21 protein-coding genes and 1 tRNA gene are annotated in these 25513 nt (G+C 43.3%); 16 read left to right on the top strand and 6 right to left on the bottom strand.

Translation table 11 applies throughout. The features are described 5' to 3' along the window. Window positions 1–223 precede the first annotated feature (223 nt). The 4 genes from FC51_RS03530 to FC51_RS03545 all read left to right on the top strand — a co-directional run bounded on the left by FC51_RS03530 (window position 224) and on the right by FC51_RS03545 (window position 5401). Window positions 224–2236 (top strand): DHH family phosphoesterase, encoded by a 2013-nt coding sequence (locus FC51_RS03530; RefSeq protein ID WP_171031895.1) that lies wholly within the window; start codon window positions 224–226, stop codon window positions 2234–2236. 39 nt (window positions 2237–2275) lie between these two features. Continuing rightward, entirely contained in the window at window positions 2276–2728 is a 453-nt protein-coding gene (rplI, locus tag FC51_RS03535; protein WP_057909422.1) for a 50S ribosomal protein L9, read from the top strand. A gap of 221 nt (window positions 2729–2949) precedes the next feature. Next, window positions 2950–4332 carry a replicative DNA helicase gene (dnaB, locus tag FC51_RS03540; protein ID WP_057909421.1) on the top strand — a complete coding sequence of 461 codons (1383 nt, stop codon included), beginning with the start codon at window positions 2950–2952 and terminating at the stop codon, window positions 4330–4332. 292 nt (window positions 4333–4624) lie between these two features. Continuing rightward, window positions 4625–5401, top strand: a complete 777-nt coding sequence (locus FC51_RS03545) for a hypothetical protein (protein WP_138491164.1) — start codon at window positions 4625–4627, stop codon at window positions 5399–5401. 214 nt (window positions 5402–5615) lie between these two features. Here the strand turns inward: FC51_RS03545 and FC51_RS03550 are convergent, their stop codons facing one another. Then, window positions 5616–6920, bottom strand: coding sequence for an ABC transporter permease (locus FC51_RS03550; protein ID WP_057911148.1), 1305 nt, complete (start codon window positions 6918–6920; stop codon window positions 5616–5618). Between the two features lie 144 nt (window positions 6921–7064). On the opposite strand from FC51_RS03550, the gene FC51_RS03555 reads away from it, so the two are divergent. Next, entirely contained in the window at window positions 7065–7718 is a 654-nt protein-coding gene (locus FC51_RS03555) for a TetR/AcrR family transcriptional regulator (RefSeq protein WP_057909418.1), read from the top strand. Window positions 7719–7843: 125 nt separating this feature from the next. Here the strand turns inward: FC51_RS03555 and FC51_RS03560 are convergent. Continuing rightward, window positions 7844–7916: transfer RNA gene (locus tag FC51_RS03560), tRNA-Lys, on the bottom strand. Window positions 7917–8192: 276 nt separating this feature from the next. Between FC51_RS03560 and yycF the strand changes: the two genes are divergently transcribed. The 9 genes from yycF to FC51_RS03605 all read left to right on the top strand — a co-directional run bounded on the left by yycF (window position 8193) and on the right by FC51_RS03605 (window position 19780). Then, a complete protein-coding gene (gene yycF / locus FC51_RS03565) occupies window positions 8193–8909 on the top strand; it encodes a response regulator YycF (protein WP_057909417.1) in 717 nt (238 codons plus the stop codon). 41 nt (window positions 8910–8950) lie between these two features. Further along, window positions 8951–10804 carry a cell wall metabolism sensor histidine kinase WalK gene (gene walK / locus FC51_RS03570; protein ID WP_057909416.1) on the top strand — a complete coding sequence of 618 codons (1854 nt, stop codon included), beginning with the start codon at window positions 8951–8953 and terminating at the stop codon, window positions 10802–10804. Further along, window positions 10794–12092: a YycH family regulatory protein gene (locus tag FC51_RS03575; RefSeq protein ID WP_057909415.1), complete on the top strand. Its 1299-nt coding sequence runs from the start codon at window positions 10794–10796 to the stop codon at window positions 12090–12092. The genes walK and FC51_RS03575 overlap by 11 nt, the downstream gene beginning before the upstream one ends. A gap of 15 nt (window positions 12093–12107) precedes the next feature. Then, entirely contained in the window at window positions 12108–12938 is an 831-nt protein-coding gene (locus FC51_RS03580) for a two-component system regulatory protein YycI (protein WP_065203838.1), read from the top strand. Between the two features lie 20 nt (window positions 12939–12958). Then, on the top strand, window positions 12959–13762 hold the full coding sequence (locus FC51_RS03585; RefSeq protein ID WP_057909414.1) for an MBL fold metallo-hydrolase: 804 nt from the start codon (window positions 12959–12961) through the stop codon (window positions 13760–13762). 92 nt (window positions 13763–13854) lie between these two features. Then, window positions 13855–15114, top strand: a complete 1260-nt coding sequence (locus tag FC51_RS03590) for a S1C family serine protease (protein ID WP_057909413.1) — start codon at window positions 13855–13857, stop codon at window positions 15112–15114. Window positions 15115–15287: 173 nt separating this feature from the next. Further along, window positions 15288–17471 (top strand): hypothetical protein, encoded by a 2184-nt coding sequence (locus FC51_RS03595; RefSeq protein WP_057909412.1) that lies wholly within the window; start codon window positions 15288–15290, stop codon window positions 17469–17471. A gap of 814 nt (window positions 17472–18285) precedes the next feature. After that, window positions 18286–18765 carry a 23S rRNA (pseudouridine(1915)-N(3))-methyltransferase RlmH gene (rlmH, locus tag FC51_RS03600; protein WP_057909411.1) on the top strand — a complete coding sequence of 160 codons (480 nt, stop codon included), beginning with the start codon at window positions 18286–18288 and terminating at the stop codon, window positions 18763–18765. Window positions 18766–19033: 268 nt separating this feature from the next. Beyond that, window positions 19034–19780 (top strand): gamma-glutamyl-gamma-aminobutyrate hydrolase family protein, encoded by a 747-nt coding sequence (locus tag FC51_RS03605; protein ID WP_057909410.1) that lies wholly within the window; start codon window positions 19034–19036, stop codon window positions 19778–19780. 58 nt (window positions 19781–19838) lie between these two features. Here the strand turns inward: FC51_RS03605 and FC51_RS03610 are convergent, their stop codons facing one another. Beyond that, on the bottom strand, window positions 19839–22139 hold the full coding sequence (locus tag FC51_RS03610; protein ID WP_057909409.1) for a glycoside hydrolase family 31 protein: 2301 nt from the start codon (window positions 22137–22139) through the stop codon (window positions 19839–19841). A 134-nt stretch (window positions 22140–22273) separates the two neighbouring features. Here FC51_RS03610 and FC51_RS03615 point away from each other — a divergent pair, with 134 nt between their 5' ends. After that, entirely contained in the window at window positions 22274–22942 is a 669-nt protein-coding gene (locus FC51_RS03615; protein WP_057909477.1) for a hypothetical protein, read from the top strand. A 100-nt stretch (window positions 22943–23042) separates the two neighbouring features. Here FC51_RS03615 and FC51_RS03620 read toward each other — a convergent pair whose 3' ends face one another. Both FC51_RS03620 and FC51_RS03625 read right to left on the bottom strand, forming a co-directional pair. Next, window positions 23043–23450, bottom strand: coding sequence for a hypothetical protein (locus tag FC51_RS03620; RefSeq protein ID WP_057909408.1), 408 nt, complete (start codon window positions 23448–23450; stop codon window positions 23043–23045). 25 nt (window positions 23451–23475) lie between these two features. After that, window positions 23476–23877 (bottom strand): hypothetical protein, encoded by a 402-nt coding sequence (locus FC51_RS03625; protein ID WP_057909407.1) that lies wholly within the window; start codon window positions 23875–23877, stop codon window positions 23476–23478. Between the two features lie 230 nt (window positions 23878–24107). On the opposite strand from FC51_RS03625, the gene FC51_RS03630 reads away from it, so the two are divergent. Further along, entirely contained in the window at window positions 24108–24998 is an 891-nt protein-coding gene (locus FC51_RS03630) for a 3-hydroxyacyl-CoA dehydrogenase (protein ID WP_057911149.1), read from the top strand. 59 nt (window positions 24999–25057) lie between these two features. Here FC51_RS03630 and FC51_RS03635 read toward each other — a convergent pair whose 3' ends face one another. Then, a complete protein-coding gene (locus tag FC51_RS03635) occupies window positions 25058–25447 on the bottom strand; it encodes a tautomerase family protein (RefSeq protein WP_057911150.1) in 390 nt (129 codons plus the stop codon). Window positions 25448–25513: the final 66 nt, after the last annotated feature.

The following is a 25513-nucleotide window of genomic DNA, read 5'->3' on the forward strand; positions in this document are numbered from 1 at the left end:
TGATCAAAATCCTAATGTTTATTCCAAGTCACACGAAACCCGACATCCCAAGTTGTCGGGTTTTTATATGTCGTATCACGATTAGTTATTAACAGAGATCTTCAATCGTTTACGTATCTAACTAATAGCGGGCAGGTGCTGAAGTTCACAAAACCTTCAAATAATAGACTTGCGAATTTATGGTAAAATAAGACCATTAAGCTATTGATGAAGAGGAATTAATATGAAAAATTGGTTCACAAACAACCGTGGCGATTTACCACCATTTGTTCATAACCGACGCCTCAGACGAATTATGATGTTTATTTCATTAATTGTCATCTATGGCATCGTGATTTCGTTTTTATATAACCTCGTGGCTTCAATCATTTTAATCGTGATCAGTGTTGTGGGTCTGATTTTTACCATCGTGATGATGAATGAAATTAGTTCGGATACCAATCGATATATCACTGACCTGTCTTATCGAATCCATCGGGGGGAAGAAGAATCCCTTCTTGAGATGCCGATTGGGGTTATGATTTTAAATGAGCACGGGTTAGTCGAATGGGTCAATCCCTACCTGATTAAGTACTTTAAAGAGGAAAACCTACTGGGCCGCAATTTGAACGATGTTGATCATGATTTTCAGCAGTTGATTATCAAGTATGAGGAGTCAGACGAATTTCACACGATTACTTGGCATGATCATAAATTTACCATGCTGGTTCAAAAAGAGTACAACTCCGTTTATCTGATGGACATCACGCGCTACGCCAACTTGGAAGAACGTTATAACGAAGAACAGATTTCCGTTGGTCAGATTTTCTTGGATAACTACGATGAGATTACCCAGTCGATGACCGACCAGGAAATTTCTAATTTAAGTAACTATGTTACCAATGAGTTGGCTACTTGGTCGCAGAAATACGGGATGTATCTCAAACAAATTGATGATGACCACTTTTTCTTGTTGGCGTATGCCAAATCACTGACGGCCATTGAAAATGACAAATTCAATATTTTGGATACCGTCCGTGAAACGACTTCCAAGCAAAACTTCCCGTTAACCTTGAGTATTGGGATTGCCTATGGTGAAGATGATTTGAACAACTTGGCTGACCAAGCACAAAGCAATCTTGATTTGGCATTGGGCCGTGGCGGTGACCAAGTGGTTGTTAAATCCCTTGACGGCACCGCGCGCTTCTATGGCGGTAAGACCAATCCAATGGAGAAGCGGACCCGAGTTCGGGCACGGATGATTTCTCAAGCCTTAAACGAATTGATGAGCGACTCTGATCAAGTCTTTGTCCAAGGCCACACCCGACCGGATATGGATTCTTTAGGTGCCTGTCTGGGTATTCGGCGAATTGCTCAAATGAACAATAAAAAGTGCTGGATCGTCCTTGATAAGGAAAAGGTCCACTCGGATATTCAAAGATTGCTGGAAGCGACCAAGAAGTATCCAGAAATTGCCGATTCAATCATTACGCCGTCTGAAGCAATGGCCAAAGTGACCGATAGCAGCATGTTGATCATGGTCGACCACTCCAAGCCAACGATTAGTATTTCAGAGGATTTGTACAAGCGGATGTCGTCTAAAGTGGTCATCATTGACCACCATCGCCGTGGCGAAGAGTTCCCTGAAAATCCAATGCTGGTCTACATCGAACCATACGCTTCCTCAACCTGTGAGTTGATTACTGAAATGTTTGAATATCAGCCACACGAAGAAGAACCAATCAACCGAATTGAAGCGACTGCTATGTTAACTGGGATCTTTATTGATACCCAACGCTTCTCAATGCGAACCGGTACCAGAACCTTTGATGCTGCCAGCTACCTGCGTTCTGCCGGCGCTGATTCCGATGAGATGCAGCAGTTTATGAAGGAAAATATTGATAGTTACCTGCAACGCAACCACTTGATATCCAAAGTTGAATTTTTCCACAAGGATATGGCGTTGATTGTTGGTGAAGATGATCAAGTGTACGATCCGGTCACTGCGGCTCAAGCCTGTGACTCGCTGCTGACAATGTCTGGTGTTGACGCATCATTTATCATCACCAAGCGTTCCGATGGCAAAGTTGGTGTGTCGGCCCGAAGTACAGGGGCGGTTAACGTTCAGATCATTATGGAACGAATGGGCGGCGGCGGTCACCTTTCAAGCGGGGCTACTCAGCTTGAAGACAAGACAATTGAAGACGTCAAGAAATTGTTGCTTGAAACGATCGATCATATCGATGATAATGAATAAAGGTATTTAAATTTTTGAGGATAGTAGGAGTGATCTGTTATGAAAGTTATTTTTCTGCAAGATGTCCGTGGCAAAGGTAAGCGCGGGGAAGTTAAAGAAGTTCCTGACGGCTATGCTCAAAACTTTCTGATTAAAAATGGAAAGGCAAAGGCAGCCACCAGAGCCGCTATGAGCCAACTCAAAGGTCAACAAAAGGCCGAAGAGAAGCGCGAGGAAGAAGAGCTTGAAGAATCTAAGAAATTAAAGGCAATGCTGGAAGATGACAAAACAGTCGTTGAACTGAAGGCAAAGTCGGGAACGGATGGCCGTTTATTTGGCTCAATTCCAAGTAAGCAGATTGCGACTGCCTTGGAAAAGCAATTCGGTGTCAAATTAGATAAGCGAAAGATTGAATTACCAGAACCAATCAAGGTCGCCGGTTATACCAACGTTCCTGTTAAGCTCCACGCTGAAGTGACGGCTAAGATTCGGGTCCACGTTTCTGAGAAATAGTGACCGCCAGTAAGAAATTTTGATGACCAACGATTGATAAAGGTTGTCAGTTAAGCCAATAAAGTGATGCATTCCAGATTTTTGGAATTGATCATTTTGTTGGCTTAAATTCTGGCTTGAAAAATGGTTTATCTTGCCATCTTCAAACCATGCGAGAAATTTGTTGTTCTGTGCTACAATTTAACTATTGTATTTAACGTGAACGAATTTGGGGAATAAACATGAGCAATGAGTTTGTAAACGAGTTACCACCACAAAATATTGATGCCGAAAAGGCGGTCCTGGGATCGATTTTTCTGAGCACGGATGCTTTGGTTGAGTCGATGGAGTTCTTGGAACCCGACGACTTTTACAAGCATGCCCACCAGATTATTTACAAGGACATGGTGGAACTCAATGATCGTGATGAAGCTATTGATGTGGTGACGATCACGAACATTTTAACTGAACAAAATAACTTGGAAGACGTTGGCGGAATGGAATATATCGCCGATTTGGCGGGTTCTGTGCCAACGGCTGCCAATGTCACCTACTACGCGAAAATCGTCAAGGACAAGGCCATTTTACGGCGTCTGATTCAAACGGCGACTAACATCGTCACCAATAGTTACAATACCGATGATGATGTGACAACTGTTTTGGATGATGCTGAACGAGACATCATGAACGTGGCGGAGAACCGGACTCAGTCTGGCTTTAAGCCGATCAAAGAAGTCTTGAATAACGCCTTTAATGAAATTGACCGGTTGTCTCAAGAGGGCGATGCGGTCACAGGGCTATCTACCGGCTATCCCGAGCTGGATAAGATTACCACTGGTTTGCACAGCGATGAGCTGGTCATTTTAGCAGCCCGGCCAGCCGTTGGTAAAACTGCCTTTGCCTTGAACCTGGCACAAAATGTCGGGACTAAGACTGACAAAACCGTCGCCATTTTTAGCTTGGAAATGAGTGCCGAATCCTTGGTTAACCGGATGCTTTGTGCTGAAGGCAGTATCGATGCCAACCATCTGCGGACTGGTCAGTTAACCGAAGACGAATGGCAGAACCTGGTTGTGGCTATGGGCAGTCTGTCCCGTGCCAATATTTATATGGACGATACAGCCGGGATCAAAATGTCTGAAATCCGTGCCAAATGTCGTCGGTTGGCTAAAGAAACCGGTAACTTGGGCTTAGTGGTTGTCGATTACCTGCAGTTGATTGAAGGTAGTAACGCCGAAAACCGCCAACAAGAAGTTTCCGGAATTTCCCGTCAGTTGAAGAAATTGGCTAAAGAACTGCATGTTCCTGTCATTGCTCTGTCCCAGCTTTCTCGTGGGGTTGAGCAGCGTCAAGATAAGCGACCAGTCTTGTCAGATATTCGTGAGTCAGGGTCAATCGAACAGGATGCCGATATCGTTGCCTTTCTTTACCGTGATGATTATTATCGGGATGAAGATGACGACAGCGATGATTCTGGTTCTGAGAATGAAGACGATGAGAACAATGTCGGTGAAGTGGAAGTTATTATTGAAAAGAACCGATCGGGCCCTCGTGGAACGGTCAAATTGCTGTTTGTGAAATCGTATAATAAGTTTTCGTCGATTTCGTATGCTCAGCAACAGTAGATTTCATCTCAAATGTTGTTCAAAGCGGCCTTTTAGAAATTTTCCATTGGCCGTTTTTTAATACCGTTATTTGTAAGATTCTTCTATGTCAGATATTTGGCAAGAATTTCGATGATTAGGTATAATCAGACTTGAGAACAAGTGTGAATTGGTTTAAATGGAGGGGCTTTTATGACAAAACGGCTTAAGATTGGAATTTTGGTAGTGACTTTTTCTACTCACCCTTGGTATTTCAAGCGCCAGTCAGGCGAAAAGTAAAATTAAAGTTTATTGGGATAATCATGATGATCGATTGGATACAACACATATGTACACGGCTCCAGCAATTCAGAAGGATCAACAAACCGATTACATGTGGAACTTTAAGCATAACAAGCGAATTCATAAACTAAACAACTATAAGTACACCGAATGGAATTTGTATGGTGCTGTTTCAGTTACAACTAAGCATGGAAAGGGTATCTATTATAAGATTAGTAACGCCGATCAATCGGTTCGTGGACTTGTCCATCATAAATATGTGACCAGAGCTTTGGCTAAGAATGTTAATTCATTTACTAGTGATGCTGAATACATTAACTATTTAAAGACGGCACCATCTCAAAAACTCGCTAGACAGATTTTGAATCTATTCCCGAATAGTCAAGTGAGCCTGGACTTATCAAAGAAAGTTGCTACATTGAACGGTCGGAATTCTCGAACGGGAGTAATGGCACTTACTGGATTTACCAATAAATTAGATTTCGGGGCAAGCAGCTTGACTTTCTTAGGTAATCGATCGGAAAACTATAGAGGATATAAACACTTTGGTTCAAATCCAACGTCTTTTCTATGGAGAACGTATCTATTACCAGCTACTGGCCGAGTAAATGCAGTTTCTAAAATGCTTGATGCAGCGGGTTATACTGCTGAAAAACGAGCTAATATGGGAAATTATCAACTAGGAATTTGTATTTACGACGAGGTGGGTGACCAAGATAATCACAAAAATGATACACTTATACATTTTGGGGGTTCACCATCGTTTTGTTTAATTTATAACGTTGTCCTGGGAGAAAAAGAAAGTTAGTAAGACTGTACTCAATACGTGAGGCCGATTTTAGGAGAAATCACGAACTGTGTTTAGCTTATACAGCTAAAATTGGGTCCATAGTCATAAACCCCTTCAGAGAAATATTTCCTTATATTGTGAAGTTAAATTAAAAAAAGGCTGTCCGCCACATCATCCTATCGAGGGATGTAGCGGACAGCCTTTTCTAGTTTTATGGGTCCAGAATTACAAGCTAAAACTTTGCTGGAATAACCGCAGCCAGTCCACGGCGTTCTTTTCCACGGTAGCCAATCCAGACTGCCAGAGCACCTATCACGAGGCCACTCAGGGCCACCCACCAGAGGGTTTGTTCGAATGCGCCGGTATTACCGAGACCGGCCATTGTATTAAAACTGCTGTAAATGTTTTGATACATAGGGGTTGTTTCGCTCAGGAACTTGTAAAAACTGGTCATTGCTGCTCGAGGCAATGTACCCCCACCTGCCATAATTTGCAGAATGAATAGTGGTAGCTGAATCAGCAAGCTTGGCAGCCCGCCAAATAGGAGTGCTAAGCCACTTGTTAACTCGAAGACTGCGAAGTCATATAGGTAGTTGTGCCAGAGCAGCCCAGCGAAAGTCCCACCATCAAAGCTGACCAGGCAACGCAGTGCACTGATGGTTAATACTGCTAAGACGAAGGTTGAGATAATGCCGGTGATCTGTAAGCCAATGAAGGTTTTCCATTTTCCAGCGATAAAGCGCACCGACATGAAGGTCATGATTGAGATAATTGAAGCAATCATCAACCCCAGGTATTGGCCCATCGAAATAAACATTGGCGCCATTTGGTGCTGCATATTCTGCTGCTTAGTTCCTAACATATCCGTCGAAGATTTAGCAGTGATATTAAATGGTGCCGCCATCTTGGTGGCCTGAGCCATCACCTGCTTTTGAATCTTTGGTTGAACTTGGGCCTGGACTTGTTTTTGAATCTGTTTCTGGTTAACTGCCTGCCCTTTTGAAGCGGCCATCGCCTTTTGCATGGCAGTTTTCATTCCAGCCGCCATTGCCGGTTTCATCAGCTTCGGTACCAGTTGCTTGGCGTACATGCCCACAAGTGATTGCTGGGTCAATTCTGCATTGACGGTACTTTGGATGCGCGAGATTAACGACTGATTAACATTGGTCTGCACCATACTGTTGGCATTGTTGACCACGAAGTTTACCGTTGGTCGATTGCCTGCACGAACATCCTTATTAAAACCGTCGGGAATCACGACGGCAAGAGAAGCTTTTCGAACCTTGATCTGTTGCTTCGCACGACTGAGACTACTTACCGTTGAGACGTGTTTGAATGGCAAATTGTCCTTCAGACCGGCAGCGACTTTGTCTGAGATCTGCTGCTTGTCTTGATTAACGATGACGACTGGTAAGTTTTGCCCATTGGATGGCATGTGTTTAAACGCCGGCAAGACGCAAAAAACAAATGAAATTGCTATGAAACTGGCGACGAGCATCCCAAGCCAGCTAAATTTATTTGAAAACCATTTTGACATTTTGATGATCCTCCTTAAAATAACGAATGAACGCTCATTCATTTTGTAACGATGTAAGAATAATCTTTTTACATGTGAATGTCAAACAAAATTTGAAAAGCGATTCAAAGTCCGCTAAACTAAAAACGAAATGAGGTGCGAGTCGTGGCTGATGCAGAGAATGATTTTCAAGAACTATATAAAGAGACCTTGAAGAAGATGGATGGGTTGACTGACAAGCAGAAACAAATCTTGCAGGCAGCTTTGGATCTATTTTCTTCCCAAGGCTTTAGTGAGACTTCCAGTGCCCAGATTGCTGATCGTGCTGGCGTTGCTGTCGGATCAGTGTACCAGCGTTTTCAAAATAAGCAGGCGTTATTGGTAGCAGTCTTGGCGCCCTTACTAGACGATGTGCTTCCTAAAGCAGTGGATGAATTTGGCCGATCGGTGTTTACGCAGCCGTTCAATGATGTCCAAAGCTTTGTTGAGGCGATTGTCCCTGATCGGTTGCGTTTTATTGACCAGAATTTTGCATCTTTGAAGCTTTTAGTTGGCCAAGTGATTGTCGATGACCAAGGGCTGATCAAGCAATTGAACACGGCATTTGGGACGCATATGTCTCAGTATCTGGTACCAAATATTCAGCGGCTTCAGCAGGCTGGCAAGATGGTTGATCTGCCGGAAAAATACATTATCCAGTATTTATTTTCGACTGTAATTGGATATTTGGGCAAACGAATACTGGGGATGCCGGTTGATATTAAGAGTGAGATCCAGTATGCGACTGCATTTTTGACTAATGGACTGAGAAATTCATAAAAAATAAGCTGTCCGTCACATCCTATCGAGGGATGCAAACGGACAGCTTTGTTATTTTTGGATAAAAAAATAACAACCACGGCTACAAGTAGCTGCGTGATTGTTATTTAATGGTATGTAATTGATGGGCAGTCAGGGGCTCGAACCCTGGACCCACGGATTAAGAGTCCGTTGCTCTACCAACTGAGCTAACTGCCCATTACTAACCGACTTAAATATAATAGCATATGCGCAAAATATTTGCAACACGGAAAAGTGGATATTTTCAGATAAAAATTAATTGGATTGGTATAGTGAACACCAACCCATTTTCTGAAAGGTTTATTCACATCGTTTGAAACAATCGTGAAGCTATGCGGGTCTTCATTAGCGTTTATTTGACGAAACCAGGTCTGTGTTATAATAGCAACATGTTGGCGTGTGCAAATTTTTAGAAAATAACAATATTTAAATCCATGTTAGGAGAAATTGTTAATGGCAAAAAAGATACTAGTTGTAGACGACGAAAAACCAATCGTCGACATTGAAAAATTTAATTTAACTAAAGAGGGCTATGAAGTATCCGTTGCTTATGACGGTGAAGAGGCCTTAAAACAAGTCAAAGACGTTGATCCGGATCTCATTATCTTGGATCTGATGCTGCCTAAAATTGATGGGCTTGAAGTTGCCCGTGAAGTTCGTAAGACAAAGGATACACCCATTATTATGGTGACAGCCAAGGACTCTGAATTAGATAAGGTCCTCGGCCTGGAACTCGGGGCGGATGACTATGTCACCAAACCATTTTCAAACCGTGAATTAGTTGCCCGGGTTAAGGCGAACTTGCGCCGACAAGGAACCAATAGCAGCAATTCCAACGAGGAAGACGAAAATAAAGATATTAAAATCGGTGATTTGGTTATCCATCCGGAAGCCTACTCCGTTTCCAAACGTGGCGAAAATATTGAATTAACTCACCGTGAATTTGAGTTGCTTCATTATTTGGCGCAACACATCGGACAAGTGATGACCCGTGAGCATTTATTGCAAACAGTTTGGGGTTATGACTACTTTGGGGATGTTAGAACAGTTGATGTGACCGTTCGGCGGCTGCGTGAAAAAGTTGAAGACAGTCCAAGTCACCCAACCTGGCTGGTGACGCGTCGTGGTGTTGGCTATTATCTGCGCAACCCAGAAAGCGACCAAGCTTAATCAGTCATGAAATCAATTTGTATAAGGGGTATTAACTGGTTGTGAATAATCGAATTAAGTTTTATCAATCAATTAAATTTAAGATAGCGCTGGTTTTCGCCCTAATCCTGCTGGTGACGTTGGAAATTGTTGGTGCGGTGTTCGTGAGGCAACTGGAACACCAAAATTTAGCGACCTTTAAGAATCAAATTCAGCTACAGACGTACGTGACCAATTCTTTAACGACAGAGTTGTCGTTGTCGAATGAAACAAAAGCCAACAGCCGGATCAAGACGATCCTGAACGATTCCGACAGTAATAACAGTGCCCAAATACAGGTTATTGATAATAAAGGGACGATTCGCGGAACCAACCAAATTAACAACCAGGCGATTGTTGGCCAAAAGACAACCGACGATAATGTTAAAAATGCGATATATAACGGGAAGAAGTTTGAAAAGACCACCTTCGATTCGTCGACAGGTGCCCGTTACTATACCCTGATTTCGCCGTTAATTAAGAGTTCCAACAATAACAGTACGGTCGTCGGGGTCGTCTATACCCGGGCAAATCTGGATTCTGTGTATGACAGTATCAATAGCGTTACCCTGATTTATCTGTTTGCCGCTTCAATTGCGATTATCCTGGGACTCTTGATTTCAATCGTGATTTCGCGAGCGATTACCCGACCAATTGAAGAAATGAAAAAGCAAACGATCCGAATTGCCCGTGGCGACTATTCCGGTCAAGTTCACGTTTATGGAAACGATGAGCTGGGTCAATTGGCCAGTGCGGTCAATAACTTGTCAGTCAGAGTTGAGGAGTCCCATGAATCCACTGAGTCTGAAAGACGACGACTGGATTCGGTGCTGGCAAACATGACCGATGGTGTTTTAGCCACTGATCGGCGTGGAAACGTGATTATTATTAACGAAACTGCTGCCAGCTTCTTGGACCTCGACGAAAATCAGGCGATGGGAAAGTCAATCCTGGACGTTTTGGATATTCGAAAGGACTACAGCCTTCGGGACTTGCTTGAAAAGCCGGATGAGTTGATACTCGACTTCTCAAGTGAAGACCACAGCCTGGTCCTGCATGCCCATTTCTCACTTATTCAACGAGAATCCGGCTTTATTAGTGGACTGGTCTGTGTGCTCAGAGATATTACCGAGCAGCAACGAATCGAACAGGATCGAAAGCAATTTGTTTCCAACGTTTCTCATGAGTTGAGAACGCCTTTGACCAGTGTTCGCTCCTACATTGAGGCATTATCAGACGGGGCTTGGAAAGATCCCAAGTTGGCACCGAAATTCTTGAAGGTAACCCAAGATGAAACGGATCGGATGATTCGGATGATTAACGACCTGTTAACTTTGTCACGGATGGATTCCGGAACTCAAAAGATGGAAGTTGAACTGGTCAATATCAATGAGCTGTTTAACTATGTCTTAAACCGTTTTGACATGATTCTCAAAAAAGAGGACCACCCGGAAAAGACTTATACCATCAAACGCTACTTCACCAAGCGTGATCTGTGGGTTGAACTGGATACCGACAGATTTACGCAAGTTTTGGATAATTTGATGAATAATGCGATTAAATACTCACCCGATGGTGGCGTGATTACTTGTCGCTTGTACGAAACTCGAAATAAAGTCATTTTAAGTGTCAGTGATCAAGGCTTGGGAATTCCAAGAAAGGACATTCCCCATATCTTTGATCGTTTCTACCGAGTTGACAAGGCCCGTTCTCGTCAGCAGGGTGGAAGTGGTTTGGGGTTGGCAATTTCTAAGGAAACTGTCGAAGCTTTGCATGGCCAAATTTGGGCCGAAAGTGTCGAGGGTAAGGGATCGACCTTCTATATTGCCCTGCCTTACGAACCGGTAGAAGAGGAGGACTTGTGGGATGAGGTTTAGTAAATACTTAATACCACTTGCACTCACCATTGCGGTGGTCGTCAGTCTAACGCTTTCAGTGGTATTGTGGACCAATCCGGCCAATTATCGGACCAATAAGCAGACGGCTCAAAGCCCAACGTCCCAGCAGATGGTTAAGCCCAGGGGCTATGTCTATTCACCGGTTCAAGCAATTCACACCAACGCTGACGGAAGCCAGGTTATTTTGGTCAACAAATTGGTCAATACGGTTACTGAAATTAAAAAGACAATGAAGAACTACAAGGATCCACATATTAAAACTTTAAGCAAAAATTCCAAGGTGGATTACTTTAGGATTGCCAATCAAACCGATTCGATTATGTTGAACTATTCGGACACTGTTTCAATGAAGATGGTCAATCATATCGTTCATAACCGATTTAAGAAACTGCCGAATTACAAGATTAATCGGATTGTTTTACCAACTAATAATTCGACTAAGCTTTATCTTTTGGCAGATAAGAATTTTACGGTTTATGAAATTGACATCAAAAAGCATAGTCTCAAGTCGCTGAATAACGTCCTCAAGATGGATATGCGAACGCAGCCGGCAAGCTTTAAATTACTTAACAATCAACCGACCGTTTACGTGACGACGGCAGTTCAAATGCAGCCTTACAAGTATTTGATTGATCGTCAGTCAGATGATTATTACGTTAGTCGATTACTCAATAGTGCCGATTCCCAGAATATTAATGTCAAACGCCGTAAGAAGACAACGATCTATGGAGACCAAAGTTCACTTCAGTTAATTTTTAACTCGAGTAACCGAATGGCTGAATTTTCTGATTTTCGGCCTAACCATAACCTGCGTAATTTAACCTCAACTTTGAATGATTCCTACAAGAACCTCATCAAATTAGGGGTTCCAATGGATAACGTCCGCTTCTTTAGTTACGATCAGAAGACCCGTTCGGTCATGTATCGAACCTATGTAGAAGGATTTCCAATTTTTCGATCGGATGGATTTGGGACAGTTTCAACCCGGACACTCAATTCAAGTGCCCAACGAAGTGAATTTTCTCTGGATAATCCCGAAGTTCCATTACCAAGTAATAAGGGCTACACCTCACTTCCTTCGACTGAAACAATGCTGAAGCGGCTTGAAAATCGGGGGTATAATATCAAAAAAATCAGTAAGACCCGAATTGGCTACACTTGGACAAAGGATAAAACCTCACCGCTTCTGATTGATCTGACGCCTGATTGGTACGTGTATTATAACAACCGTTGGCTTAGCTACACATCACTCATGAATCAATACTAGAAAGGAGGGAGCCTGGTGAACTTTAGACGAATTGAAATCATCTTTTTGGTGACTTTCATCGCAATTGATATTTTCTTATTTGGGATGTTCAAGAAAAATATGAACATGCAAGCCGATAACGTTTCTCAGGGCGATTCGGATTCGGTCATTGTCAAAGAAATGCGTAATGACCAGATCAAAGTTGGCAATCTGTCCAAGAAAAATGCCTATGCTTTCTATATTTCAGGTGAGCAAAGCAACGTTTTGCGTAATCAAATGGGCCAATTAACCAACCAGACCCCCCAATATGTTGGTCATGAGCTGGAAAGCGAACTTAAGCAGCCGATTAATGTTGATCAAAATAATCCGCAAAAAACCATTAACAAGCTCTTAACTGATTCAACGTTTGTCCTGTTTGGTGACCAGTACGTTTACAGTAAAGACCTGTCCACCAGTCGCAATATCGTTTACAATCAAAAGGCGATGGGCAGCTCCATTTATTCGTCGGAGGCCCAGATTCGGTTTACGCTGAATTCCGATCACCAAATTGTGAGTTATACCCAGTCGTATCTGGAGGGAATTAAGAGCCTCAGAGAAAAATCTGAAACCATTTCAGAAACGCGTGCATTAATTTGGTTGTATCAGTATAATGAAATACCAAATAACACCACGGTTGCCTGGACAAATTTGGGATATACCAAGCTCTTGTCGATTGACGGAGACCGGGTATTTATTCCAACCTGGATCATTGCCATTCGACCGCAGAACTCCACTCAGATTCAACTGAAGCGGATCAATGCCTTTACAGGTGGTATTATCAAGGAAACCGATGAAAATTTGAAGAATAGTCAGTCGTCAATGGATTAAAGTTGGGAAGAAGAACCTTTATGGATAATGATGAAATGCAAATTAGTGTCCTTGCCAGTGGCAGCACTGGTAATGTGACGTATATTGAAACGCCGCAGCACAAGATCCTGCTGGACGCCGGATTGAGCGGTAAAAAGATCGCTGGGCTTATGAGTTCGATTGGCCGGGATTTAAGTGACGTTGACACACTCCTGGTAACACATGAGCATTCCGATCACCGACAAAGTGTGGGCGTCCTGGCCAGAAAGTATGGCCTGAGCGTTTACGCGAATGAAGGAACCTGGAATGCCATGAATTCGAGGATTGGTAAGGTTTCAGATGATCAGAAAAATATTTTTCCGCCGGATACCGTGATGGACTTTGGCGATATTGATATCGAAAGCTTTTCGGTTTCTCATGATGCTGCCGAGCCCCAATTCTATGTATTTCATCATCGGAATAAATCGTTTGTGGTCCTGACTGATACCGGCTATGTTTCCGATCGTATGGAAGGCGTCATTAAGGACGCTGACGGATATTTGTTGGAATGTAACCACGATATTGAGATGCTGGAAAACGGTGAGTATTCATGGCCATTAAAACAACGGATTCTTGGTGATCAAGGCCATTTGTCCAACGAAGACGGTGCCAATACCATGCTGGACGTGATTGGCCATCGGACCAAGAAGGTTTTCTTAGGTCACCGCAGTCAACACAACAATATGAAGTCACTCTGTCATCTGACAGTTGCGTCAATTTTGGCCGATCATGATATGGGCGTCGGTCAAGACTTTAAGTTGTACGACACGGAGCCGGAACAAGCATCACCTTTAATGATTATTTAAAGATCCTTTAGATATTTCTAAACTTTTGAACACACTTTCGTCATGAAAAAAGTATATTATAGTTAATATAAAATAATAAGGGGGCACGCTAATTGGCACAAAATAATGGTTTTGGAAAATTTGTTGCAACTGCCGTAATCGCCGGCGCACTTGGTGGCGGAATTACTTACGGTGGTGTCACTTATTTCAACAATAGCAATAGTGGAACTGGAACAGAGTTGGTCTCAGGTACTAATAAGAATGGCAGTACCAAGGTCAGCAACGTTAAAGTGAACTTGAATACCCAAGCAGAAAAAGCGTTCAACGCAACTAAGAGTACGGTTGTTTCTGTTATTAATTTGCAAAAAGAAAGTGAAAGCGATGATACCTTATCCGGCATCCTGGGACAAATTCAGGGCGGCTCTTCAAGCAAAAAGAAGAGCAGCGGTGAACTTGAAGCCTCAAGTGAAGGTTCAGGTGTGATCTATAAGAAGAGTGGCAACACCGCTTATATCGTAACCAATAACCACGTGGTTTCCGGTGCCAATGCCCTCGAAATTATCTTGAGTGACGGTTCCAAGGTTTCCGCTAAGGTTGTCGGTAAGGACGCAGTGAGTGACCTTGCTGTCCTCAAGATTAGCTCAGATAAGGTTACGAAAGTTGCGACCTTTGGTGATTCCGACAATATCAAGGTTGCAGAACCGGTTCTTGCAATTGGATCGCCACTTGGTTCGCAGTATGCAACCTCGGTTACTCAAGGAATTATTTCCGCGAAGAAACGGGAAGTTCCGCAAACCTCTGAATCGGGTCAACAAATTGGGAACGCAACGGTTATTCAAACTGACGCTGCCATTAACCCTGGTAATTCAGGCGGACCACTGATCAACTTTGCCGGTCAAGTAATTGGAATTAACTCCATGAAGCTCGCTTCTGATCAACAAGGGACCAGTGTTGAAGGGATGGGCTTTGCGATCCCAAGTAACGAAGTTGTCATGATCATTAACCAACTGATTAAAAACGGTCAGGTTATTCGACCAGCGCTTGGGATTGGCTATACTGATTTGTCAAACATCTCTGAGGAACAGCAACGCTCTATTTTGAAGCTGCCTAAGAGTGTGACCCAAGGGGCAGTCGTACTGAAGGTTAATGCCAACTCACCTGCTAAGCGAGCAGGACTGGCCAAATATGATGTGATTACCGAGTTGGATGGCACTAAGATCACCCAACAAAGTCAATTACGAGATATCTTATATAAACACCAGATTGGCGATAAGATTTCTGTTACCTATTACCACAAAGGTTCAAAGAAGACTGGTAGCATTACCTTGAATCAAAAGGCAACCAGTAAAGTATTGAGTGAAGCAACTAAATAATTTTAAACAGGATCTCCATTCGTTGGCATTGAGCTGATGAATGGAGATTTTTTTTATAGATACACACTCACTTATTTAACATAAGTGTAATACTTAATATAGATGTAATGTTAATAAATTGCTCAATAAGATACAATTGGGGTGTAGTTAAATTCACAAAAGGGGAAATGAACATGAAAATTCATATTAAGGAATCGGCAGTTATTTCTATGGCTGCCCTGGGATTCTTCGCGGCAGTTGGGATATCGCAGTCCACAACTGTTTCGGCAAAATCTCGAGTTAGAGTGACATCAAACGTCAAGTTAAGAACTGATGCGTCATCAAGAAACGTGACCTTTACTGGTAAAGCCGCGTTGTTTAATAAGGCTTCCTCACTTAAATCAGCTAAAAAGAAGACAACAACTGTGACGTTGAAGGATCTTGCACGGTCCAACAAATCCAGCCAAAACGTTCGGGCATATCGCGTTGCAAGAACCAATCAGGGTAAGGTCTATTACAAAGTGGTTACTTTTGACGGCAAATACCGTGGTTGGATTTATGGTGGTAAGAGCCGTTCCAAATTTGCTGGGGGTTTGAAAACCTATCAAACTTTCAAACAGGGAACGCTCACCAATGATATGGCAAATGGGACGTTCCAGTTTGCAAACCCAGGCACCGCAAACGACAACCAAACGGTTACTTATAAGCAACCAGCTTGGACCCAATACAAAGTTGGTCGTCAGGTAACTGATTCAAGTGCTTACGCAGCCGTTAATTACAAGATTGATCGTGCTGGAACCAGAACTCGTGAAGGTGATCAGTGGGTTCATATTTACGCAATTAACAACGGAAACTCTGGCGCTGACGGCTGGATTTTGTATTCAGGTTTGAAATCCGCCACAAATAATAATTCTCCGATCGCTGACAACGCAGTTCGCATTAATTTGGTGGATTCAGCTACTGGCGCGTCATTGACTTCAGTTGACTATACCAAGGCTGGTGCAACAAAAGGGGCCACTTTGGGGACGAACACCAATGGTGTCTGGCAGCTTGCCTCAACTGATTCAAGTGCGATCCAGTCTCAGATTGCTTCAGCGTTGAATCGATTAGGCTACACTGGATTTACGTTAACCCAAGGCCAAATGGCAGCAATTGCCCAGGGAACCTTTGGCGCAAGCGTCACAATTTCGGTTGTTAAGCCAACGATTAACAAGGCTGTTCGAATTGTCCTCACTGACCCAAGTGGCAATGTCATTAATTACGTTGACTACACAAACAATAAGGCTGTTAACGGCCAAACCCTTGGTACGTTGGATGGTTCTACATTTAAGTTGGCGGCAACTGATGCATCTGCTATTCAGACTAAACTAGTGGATGCCTTAAAAGGAACCAGCTATCAGCTGAGTGCCAACAATACGCTGACTGCTGATCAACAATCATTGATTGCGCAAACCACATTTGGCAACCAAGTTTCCATTAAGACTGTTGCCGTCAATCCAATTAAAGACAATGAAGTTCAGTTGTCATTTGTCGATGGGACTGGCCAAGCTGTTGGATCCGTTAAATTGACGAAGGGGAGTTCGGATAAGACTGCTTTGGATACGATTAAAGCTGTCAGCGTCAGTGATCCAACTTCAAGCGATAGCGCAACTCTTAAAAAGGCCTACGCCGCATTGCTGACGAAGGCTGGAATTAAAGGGTATACCAGCGACGGGCTTTCTAACGATCAGTTGGCGGCCAATACTGCTGCGTTGAAGGCGGCTGACTATGGTAAGGATGTTAAGTTGGTTGTGGCTAAGATTCCGGTAAAGCAATTAGTTTCAAGTGCTATGTTCTTCGATAAGAAGGATACAAACGATGTGAAACAAGGGTTAACTTACTTTGAAAATGCCAATGCCAAACGTGATAGTGACAAAAATTTCGGTGCTGCATTAGCCGGAGATACAAATATTAAAGGCTATGCCGGAGATACTGTCACAGTCGCAAGTTTGAATGCAGCGCTTAAAGCCCAGGGACTAGATACCATCTATTATGCAGCTAAAAATGACTGGTGGGGAGCACCTGGGACCCACTTAGCAGCCAATGATTTTGGTGGGACAAGTGGATCGTTATTTAACCCAGCTAAAGTAAAGAGCGGGGACAAGATTTATGTTTACAAATTAACATTTACCGCTAAAGCAAATAATCCAGATACGTCAATTGGTAATACATTAGACGTTAATAAACCACTATTTGACAAGGACGGAAATGTAACGATCGGAGACGCTGGGGTGCAAGTTGCCTTAAAGTATGATCAAGTTTCCGGAGCACCACATGAGATTACACTCAATGATACAAATATGGCAGCAAAGTCACTCGCAGAACTGTACGGTGAATAATTGATAATTTAAACAAGGCAAAAGAACTTCAGTCTAGATTTCAGGCTGGGGTTCTTTTGACTTGTTTAATGGGTTCATTATTGCGCTATGTGGTCCCGAAACGGAATACACAGAATAACCCCCTCCTTCGTCTGAAACACGCTGTACTGCTCGTATTTGGGGTCAATATTACCAGGCATCGGCAGCACTAGCTTCCCTTGTTGATTAATCAATTTAACTGACATGGTTGATTCTCCAATCTAAAAATAAGATTTGTTCGGATTATAATGGGGATTTTTGACTCAATTGGTCTGATTTATCCGCAAACAAGGAACTTTAGGACCGTTTACGAACGGGTATGATGGATTACTCGAAACTTGTACCCTACACATGATATAAATACGAACAGTAACCCGGTTTTTATTTAAAAAATTCATAACATGTAAACTTTTGATATATTATCCACATTTAGGCTGTGGATAACTCTGTGGACAATCCACAAGGTAATGTGAAGCACTGATATATTAACGTTGATAAGTTATCCCCCAAAATGGCGAAGTTATCCACAGAAATTGTGGATAACTTTTTTTGGCCTAAAAAAGGGGTTTGTTCGTCGCAACAAAGATTGATATAATGGGGTTTGCGGTGACAGATTGCGAACACACGTTGTCCACAGTTTTGTGGATAACATTTTTGGCCCTTGACATTTTTTCAAAAAATGCGGGTACCAAAAATAATAGTTGTGTGCATAAACCTGTGGATAACTCTGTGGACAACTTGTTAATAAGCCCACTTTTTTGCACAGGACAAATCGATAGTTGGAGGAAATAACATAGTGAACATCAAACTGGTCGTTGTTGGTAAATTAAAAGAAAAGTATTTTAAGCAGGGGATTGCGGAATACGCAAAGCGATTATCGCGCTTTTGCAAGTTCCAAATCGTTGAAGTTGCCGATGAGAAGGCGCCTGAGTCACTCAGCCAAGCGGAAATGGACGAAGTCATGGACAAAGAAGGTGCGCGAATTTTAGACAAAATTAAAGACCGCGAATACGTCTATGCACTTGCGATACTGGGTAAAGAACGATCTTCTGAAGAGTTTGCGAAGGAGATTGCGAATCTGACAACCTATGGTCATTCCGATTTGACGTTTGTGATTGGCGGCTCGCTTGGGTTATCCAAGCACGTTCTCGACCGGGCGAACACCCAGATTTCCTTTGGCCGCTTCACGCTGCCTCATCAATTGATGCGACTGGTGCTGACTGAGCAGATTTATCGGGCGTTTATGATTAATGAAGGTAGTCCATACCATAAGTAAAAGTGATTCTCGAGTCTGAAGTTAAAGCAATTGAGAAGCTTTTGAAAAGGCAAACAAATCCTGAGAGAATTTCCCAATTATATATCATCGCAACCCAGCTGGTCGAAAGAGAAAGCACCCGCTAAGCCGGGAGCTATCCGATCAGTGCTGATCGCCCAGTAAGCCGGTGAAGTCGGTTAGGAAAAGTCAGGTGGTCATAATCGCCCCACTTTTCGATCATTTGTATTACTATTAGTAGCAATACAGAACTAACAGAGGAGTGGCTGCCATGGATAAAAAATACACAATTGGAATTCCTGCCGAAATCAGGCTGATTAAAGACTTGGAACGCAACTCGGTTAACAATAATGAAGTTGCTGGTGTGATTCAGCACGGTGGCGTGCCGATCATGATTCCAACACGCAACCCGGAATTGATGGCGCACTACGTTGATTTAATTGACGGCCTATTATTGCCGGGAGGCCCTGACGTGGCTCCACGTTTTTATGGAGAGGAGCCGGTTCCTGAATTAGGCGATGCCGATGCCTTCTTGGATGCGAGTGGAATTGAGCTGGTCAAGCTGGCGGTCGCCAAACGCAAACCAATTTTTGGTATCTGCCGGGGAACGCAGGTGATTAATGTTGCACTTGGCGGGACGCTTTACCAGGACATGTATAGCCAGCGTAATCGACCAACTCTGCAGCACTTCCAAAAGGCACCACTGCCGCAGGGGACACATTCAATTTCGGTAACGCCGGATCGTTATTTGGAAAAAATCATTGGCGGCGGGGATGCAACTTTGGTGAACAGTCACCATCACGAATCGATTAAGGCGGTGTCTTCTCAACTAAACATTTCTGCATTGGCTAAGGATGGCGTGATTGAAGGCGTTGAAAGCAAAGACGACGACCTGATTATTGGTGTTCAGTGGCATCCTGAAGCGATGTATACGACTGACTCCAAGCAAGACGCGTTGTTTGCTGATTTTATGAAACGAGTGGCGCGATATGCCCGGGCAACAAGCGCAGATAAATAAGTCAAAATGGATCCGCAAGCAGTTAGCTGAAAATGCTGACTGCCTGCGGATCCATTTTTTACTGGTAGGTTTCAGTTTTCGAATTGTAATTTAACATGATGAGTTGATCGGGCAGTTCGACGACGATCCTCTGATAGACTGGGGCAAATCCATGGTGGGTTAACCTGACACTCACATGATCGTCTTCGACCACAATTTGATAATCGTTGTACTCGCCATTTCGGTAGTTGAAGTCTAAACCATCATCCTGATAGTGATGATAATTGCCGGAGTGACCGTAAACGGTGAAGGTCATTTGTCGATCCGGCTGTTCTGAAATGTGATCGACTTCAGCGCCCCACGGTAAGATGGTGTTCTTCTTGATAAATAACGGTAGCTTGTCCAGCGGTGCATCAACCACAATGTCTTGTTGGCCGCTGTATTCTTGATGATTCCAGAAATCCACCCAGTCTCCTTTTGGCAGATAAACCAGGCGCTTGGTTTGCGACGGTTGAACGATTGGGGCTACGAGAACCGAGTCGCCGACCATGTATTGATCGTTGATGTCATGGACACGACGGTCTTCAGGATAGTTTAAAACAAGTGGTCGCATCAGCGGAAGACCGGACCGTTCTTCTTTCGCAAATAAATCGTAGAGGTAGGGGATGAACCGGTAACGTAATTTTAAGTACTTTCGGTAAATCGATAACGTCGGTTCGCCAAATTGCCAGGGTTCCTGGTCACGAGTACCCATAGCGCTGTGATTTCGCAGTAACGGACTAAAGATTGCCGCTTCAATCCAGCGCGTTAATAATTCGGGGGTGACGTCTGACCCGAAGCCGCCAATGTCGGTTCCGGAAAAGCTAAATCCGCTCATTCCGAGGTTGCACAATTGCGGGATAAGCAGTTGAACGTGGGGCCAAATGCTATGGTTATCGCCGGTCCAGACAGTGGCATACTTCTGTGTTCCAGAGTATGCCGCACGGGTGATGACGAAGGGCCGTCTTTCCGTTGCCCGTTTGATGCCGGCATAGGTTGCCTGATCCATATTATGCGCGTAGACATTATGCATTTTCTTGTGGGTCGATGGGCGGTCATGGTCGCTAAAGACGATATCTTGGGGGATTTCACCGACAAAGGAAGCTGGCTCGTTCATGTCGTTCCAAATCCCCGCCACGCCTAAGTCGGTCAAAAATTGATCGTTATTTGCCCACCAATCGCGGACTGCTTGGCGACCAAAATCAGGAAAGACAGAGTCGCCCGGCCAGACTTGATTGACGTAGACATTGCCGTCGGGGCTTTCGACGAAGTAATCATGTTTGATACCTTCATCGTAAATGTTGTATCCTGGGTCTTTCTTGACACCCGGATCAATAATTGCCACAATTTTAGTCCCCTGATTTTTCAAGTTGGTCACAAATTTCTTCGGGTTACCCTGATAAGCATCGTCGTTCCACGTAAAGACACGGTAATCGCGCATATAGTCGATATCCAGATGAATGACATCAAACGGTAGGTCGTATTTGTGCAAATCGTCGACGATTCCTTGGACCATTCTCTGAGTGGCACTATACCCCCACCGTGACTGCTGGTACCCTAGCGTCCATTTTTGCGGCAGCGGGGTGCGGCCGGTTAAGTAGGTGTAGTTGCTGACAACGTCCTTGAGGGTTTTCCCACCGATAATGTAGTAATCCAGATTGCCGGCTTCTGCTGAATAGAAGTAATAATTGGAGCTTTCCTTCCCCAAATCAAAGTGGCTGCGATAAGGGTTATCGAAGAACAGACCATACGGATGACCATCTTTTAGCCCGAACATGACCGGAACCGACTTATATAATCGGGTGAAGTTCTCCAAGTGAGGCGCTGGGTCGTCGGTATTCCAGTTGTCGTACTCATAGCCGCGTTTGTTCATGTAGCCGGTTTTGTCACCAAGACCATAGATCGATTCGTCGGCTGCTAAACGCTTAACCACCTCATAGTAAGCCGTATTATCCTGGTCGTTTGCGCCAGGGACGTTGTGGCCCTCTTCTTTGATAAACTTTTTGTGGGCTTCATCAATTCCCCGATCCAGTGGCGTTCGGGTTCCCCGGTAATCGGTAACCAGTGGGTTTCCTGCCGGATCATAAGCATCGATATGCAAAGCTTTATCGATGTGGAGCGTCAGTGCAGCAGTTATGAGTTCATAGTGATCGGCCACTTGATTGAATTCAAAATCGGTGGCCTGCTGCTTATCGCCCTCAATGGCGTAGGAGTCATCAGGTTCGCCCCGATTTTCAAATACTCGGATAATTGCTGGTGTTATAACGGTGAGTTGAAGTTTAGCTGGATCATTAAAGGTAATTGTTTGGTTTTCTTGATGGTAAGTCGGCAAAGTCGCCATGTTTGTCAGTCCTTTCGTTGGGGCTATCGTAGCACATGGGAGTTTGGTGGTCCAACGCGAAAACAAAATATTTCGCGGAAGTTGATAGATGAATTATGATGTTAACTGATAAAACAAAAATGGAGGCATTCGAAGTGGAATTAACGACCGCAAAAAATTATTTATTACTAACTGAACGAATTGCCAAGAAGCCGATGCTGCGGACAAGATTTACCAGTCAGTCGTATTTCGTGTTGGCGGCACTATTGGATCTCGCTGACCAGGATATTTTAACCATTGATGATAATCTTGACGTGAAGGATGGCGAAAAATTCGCTCGTTTACCGAGTTATTTGAGTGTGTTTAAATCAGAACTCTCTGATGAAATTAACCAGAATCGTGAGCTTAAAGACAGGCTTTCAGTCATTACCAGTTGGGATATTGCCAATCAATTATATGATGGGCTTGGTAGTGAACTGTTGGCTGCCGACTTAGTTACCAAAGTGCCGTTTAAGAATAATCTGGATACCCATGTGATTTATTTGCCAAAAGCCGAGGCTCGAAATCAAGTGCGCGAGGAGTTGCGTGACCAGATTAATAATTCAAAGATCAACCGGAATGCCATTAGTTTGATCGTAATTTTGGAACAGCTGGACGCCTTGAAGTGGGTGTTTACCGACCAAGATGAGTCGTCAGAGTTGACGTCAGCGTTTCACCAGCAGGTTGATGGGGATGCATTTTATGCAAAAGAAAAAGCCCTGGCCAAATTGGCTCAGGACATTATTACGCGGAAGAAGTTTTGGTTTGATTCGTGGTTGAGTTGAGGAGGAGTTAATTTGCCAGGTATGGCAACGATAAGCACGGTTAATATGGATATTCAATAAAGGTTCAAAAGGTGTCAAAGTTGTTTTGAATAATAACTTCCTACCAGTGATAATACCGATAATTAACAACTGCTTTAGAAGTTTTGTCCCACTTCCAAATCATCTTTTTAGCGTTCACATATTTGGCATACGAATATATTGGTGAAAATATTCCGGAATGCGGCTCTTCGTGACTCAATAAGTATTTGTGATGGCTAATTTGCTTATATTTGACGTTAGTTTCGGGAATACCAAAGCGTTCGCCGCCTTCAGGTCCCCAAAACGAAAATATTTTAGTGCCGAATGTGATCCTGGAACTGCCGTTATGCCACTTTGTATGTCTAAAAATTTGTGGAATACCCTTATGCCAAGAACTTGCTTGAACTTTGTTTTGTTGTCCGATCCCTGAAAATCCTATCAGAATACCGAGTGAAATTGAAATAAAGGTGAGTGTTTTTTTCATCTGCATGTTTTTTCCCCCCAAAGACAATTATTTAGAACCAGTTAGTGCCATAGTATACTTTTAAGATTTTGAATGAAGATTTATGAGCCCATTCCACATCAAATCCATAGTGGCTATTTCCATCATATTTTCCGTGTGTGCCTCCGGTTAAATGCCAGTTGAACCCATCTGCTCCAGCATACCAAGTTCTAACGACCTCGCCGCGACGTAAATATTTATAAAATGACCACCGATTTTGATATGCATAACGTCCATAAGTAACCTTATAAACTTTTGTGGGCTGTTTCACACGAACTTTATATTCATGCCGATAATGTTCCTCCCAATAAAAAGGTTGTAATGTGGATGCCTTCGAGATATTGGATGTCAGCGCAAAGAAACCAATACCTGAGATTACCGATGCTGTGGTTAAAACAAGTCTCATCAATTTCATTATCGTATCTCCTCCTGTTAACCTTGCTGTTATTATACGACTATAAAATAATTATCGGAATATTTCGGGAAAAATTTGTATCATTTGGCCATATAGCAAGAGTTGGAAGTGATTCTTGTGCATGTTTAATTCCTAAGATACCAAGCCCCTTTCGTTGCATTTCACAAGCAATCTGCTATATTAAAGTGAGTTGATGTAACCGTTTACAAGCACTCAAGGGGGAGTTATTTATGGCTATCAAAAAGGTGACTGTTGTAGGTAGTGGTGTGTTGGGCAGTCAGATTGCATTTCAAAGCGCGTTTAAAGGCTTTGATGTAACTGTTTATGATATTAGTCAAGAAGCTGTTGATAAAGCGGAAAAACGAATTAAGGGATTGCGACATGCTTATCGTCACGATATTGCCGCTACAGATGATGAATTTAATGCTGGCATTTCCCGACTAAAATTTACGGATGATTTAGCTGGGGCGGTTAAAGATGCCGACTTGGTCATTGAGGCAATTCCGGAAAACCCTGATATCAAGCATGAATTCTATAAAAAATTAGCTAAATTAGCGCCAAGTAACGCCATTTTCACAAGTAATTCGTCAACGTTGGTGCCAAGTATGTTTGCGGCTGATACTGGTCGGCCAAAACAGTTTTTGAACATGCATTTCTCAAACCAGGTTTGGTTGAACAACACTGCTGAAATCATGGGATCACCTGAAACAGATCCGGCAATCTATCAAGAAATTGTGCAGTATGCCCGAGATATTGGGATGGTTCCAATCCAGCTCAAAAAAGAGCAGCCAGGCTATATTTTGAATTCGCTACTGATGCCATTAAACGCTGCTGCCGGTGCCCTGTGGCTTAAGGGTGTGGCCGATCCAAAGATGATTGATCGAACCTGGATGGCTGCCACCGGAGCTCCTTGGGGACCGTTTGGAATCCTGGATGCTGTCGGAATTCGAACAGCCTATAATATTACGTTAGCGGCTGCCGAAAAGAATCCCGATGCTAAGCCACTCGCAGATGCGTTTAAAAAGATGCTCGACGAAGGCAAGTTAGGTATCGAATCTGGAGAAGGGTTCTACAAATATCCCGATCCAGAGTATAAGACAAAGGAATTTTTGCAGGGTTAATACAAAATAAAATGAGAACCACGGCTGGATGCGATAGCCGCGGTTCTCATTTTTATTAATTAAAGCTTTCCAGTTAAAAACTGTGCTTCCCCATTACCGAAGCTCCAATCGTCATCGTTGTTTGGTACTAGGCTGACGATGAAGTCTTCTTTTCGGATACCAAGTTCCCCATGCAAGCGGTCGGCTAATTTTTGATAAAAGGCCTGCTTGTCCTTGGTCGTTCGTGGGCGGGTCACCAAGTTGAAGAAGACCACGTCTTTTGTTCGTTCAATGCCCAATCCAGTATCGAGGATCTGCATTTCGACTGGTTCGTGCTGGGTCAAAATTTGATAGCGGTCTCCCTTTGGTGTGTGGAAAGTGTCGAGTTGGACTTCGTAGGCAACGTCCAGCATTTTCTTGAGATAAGTTTCGTCATGACCTTTGATGACGTCGATTCGCATAAGTGGCATGTTCATTCCTCCATTTTGTGGGTATTTATTATTTTAAGTATATGCTGATTTTGCTGGAAGCAAAGG

Source organism: Lentilactobacillus parabuchneri DSM 5707 = NBRC 107865, from assembly GCF_001435315.1.
GTDB classification, from domain to species: Bacteria; Bacillota; Bacilli; order Lactobacillales; family Lactobacillaceae; genus Lentilactobacillus; species Lentilactobacillus parabuchneri.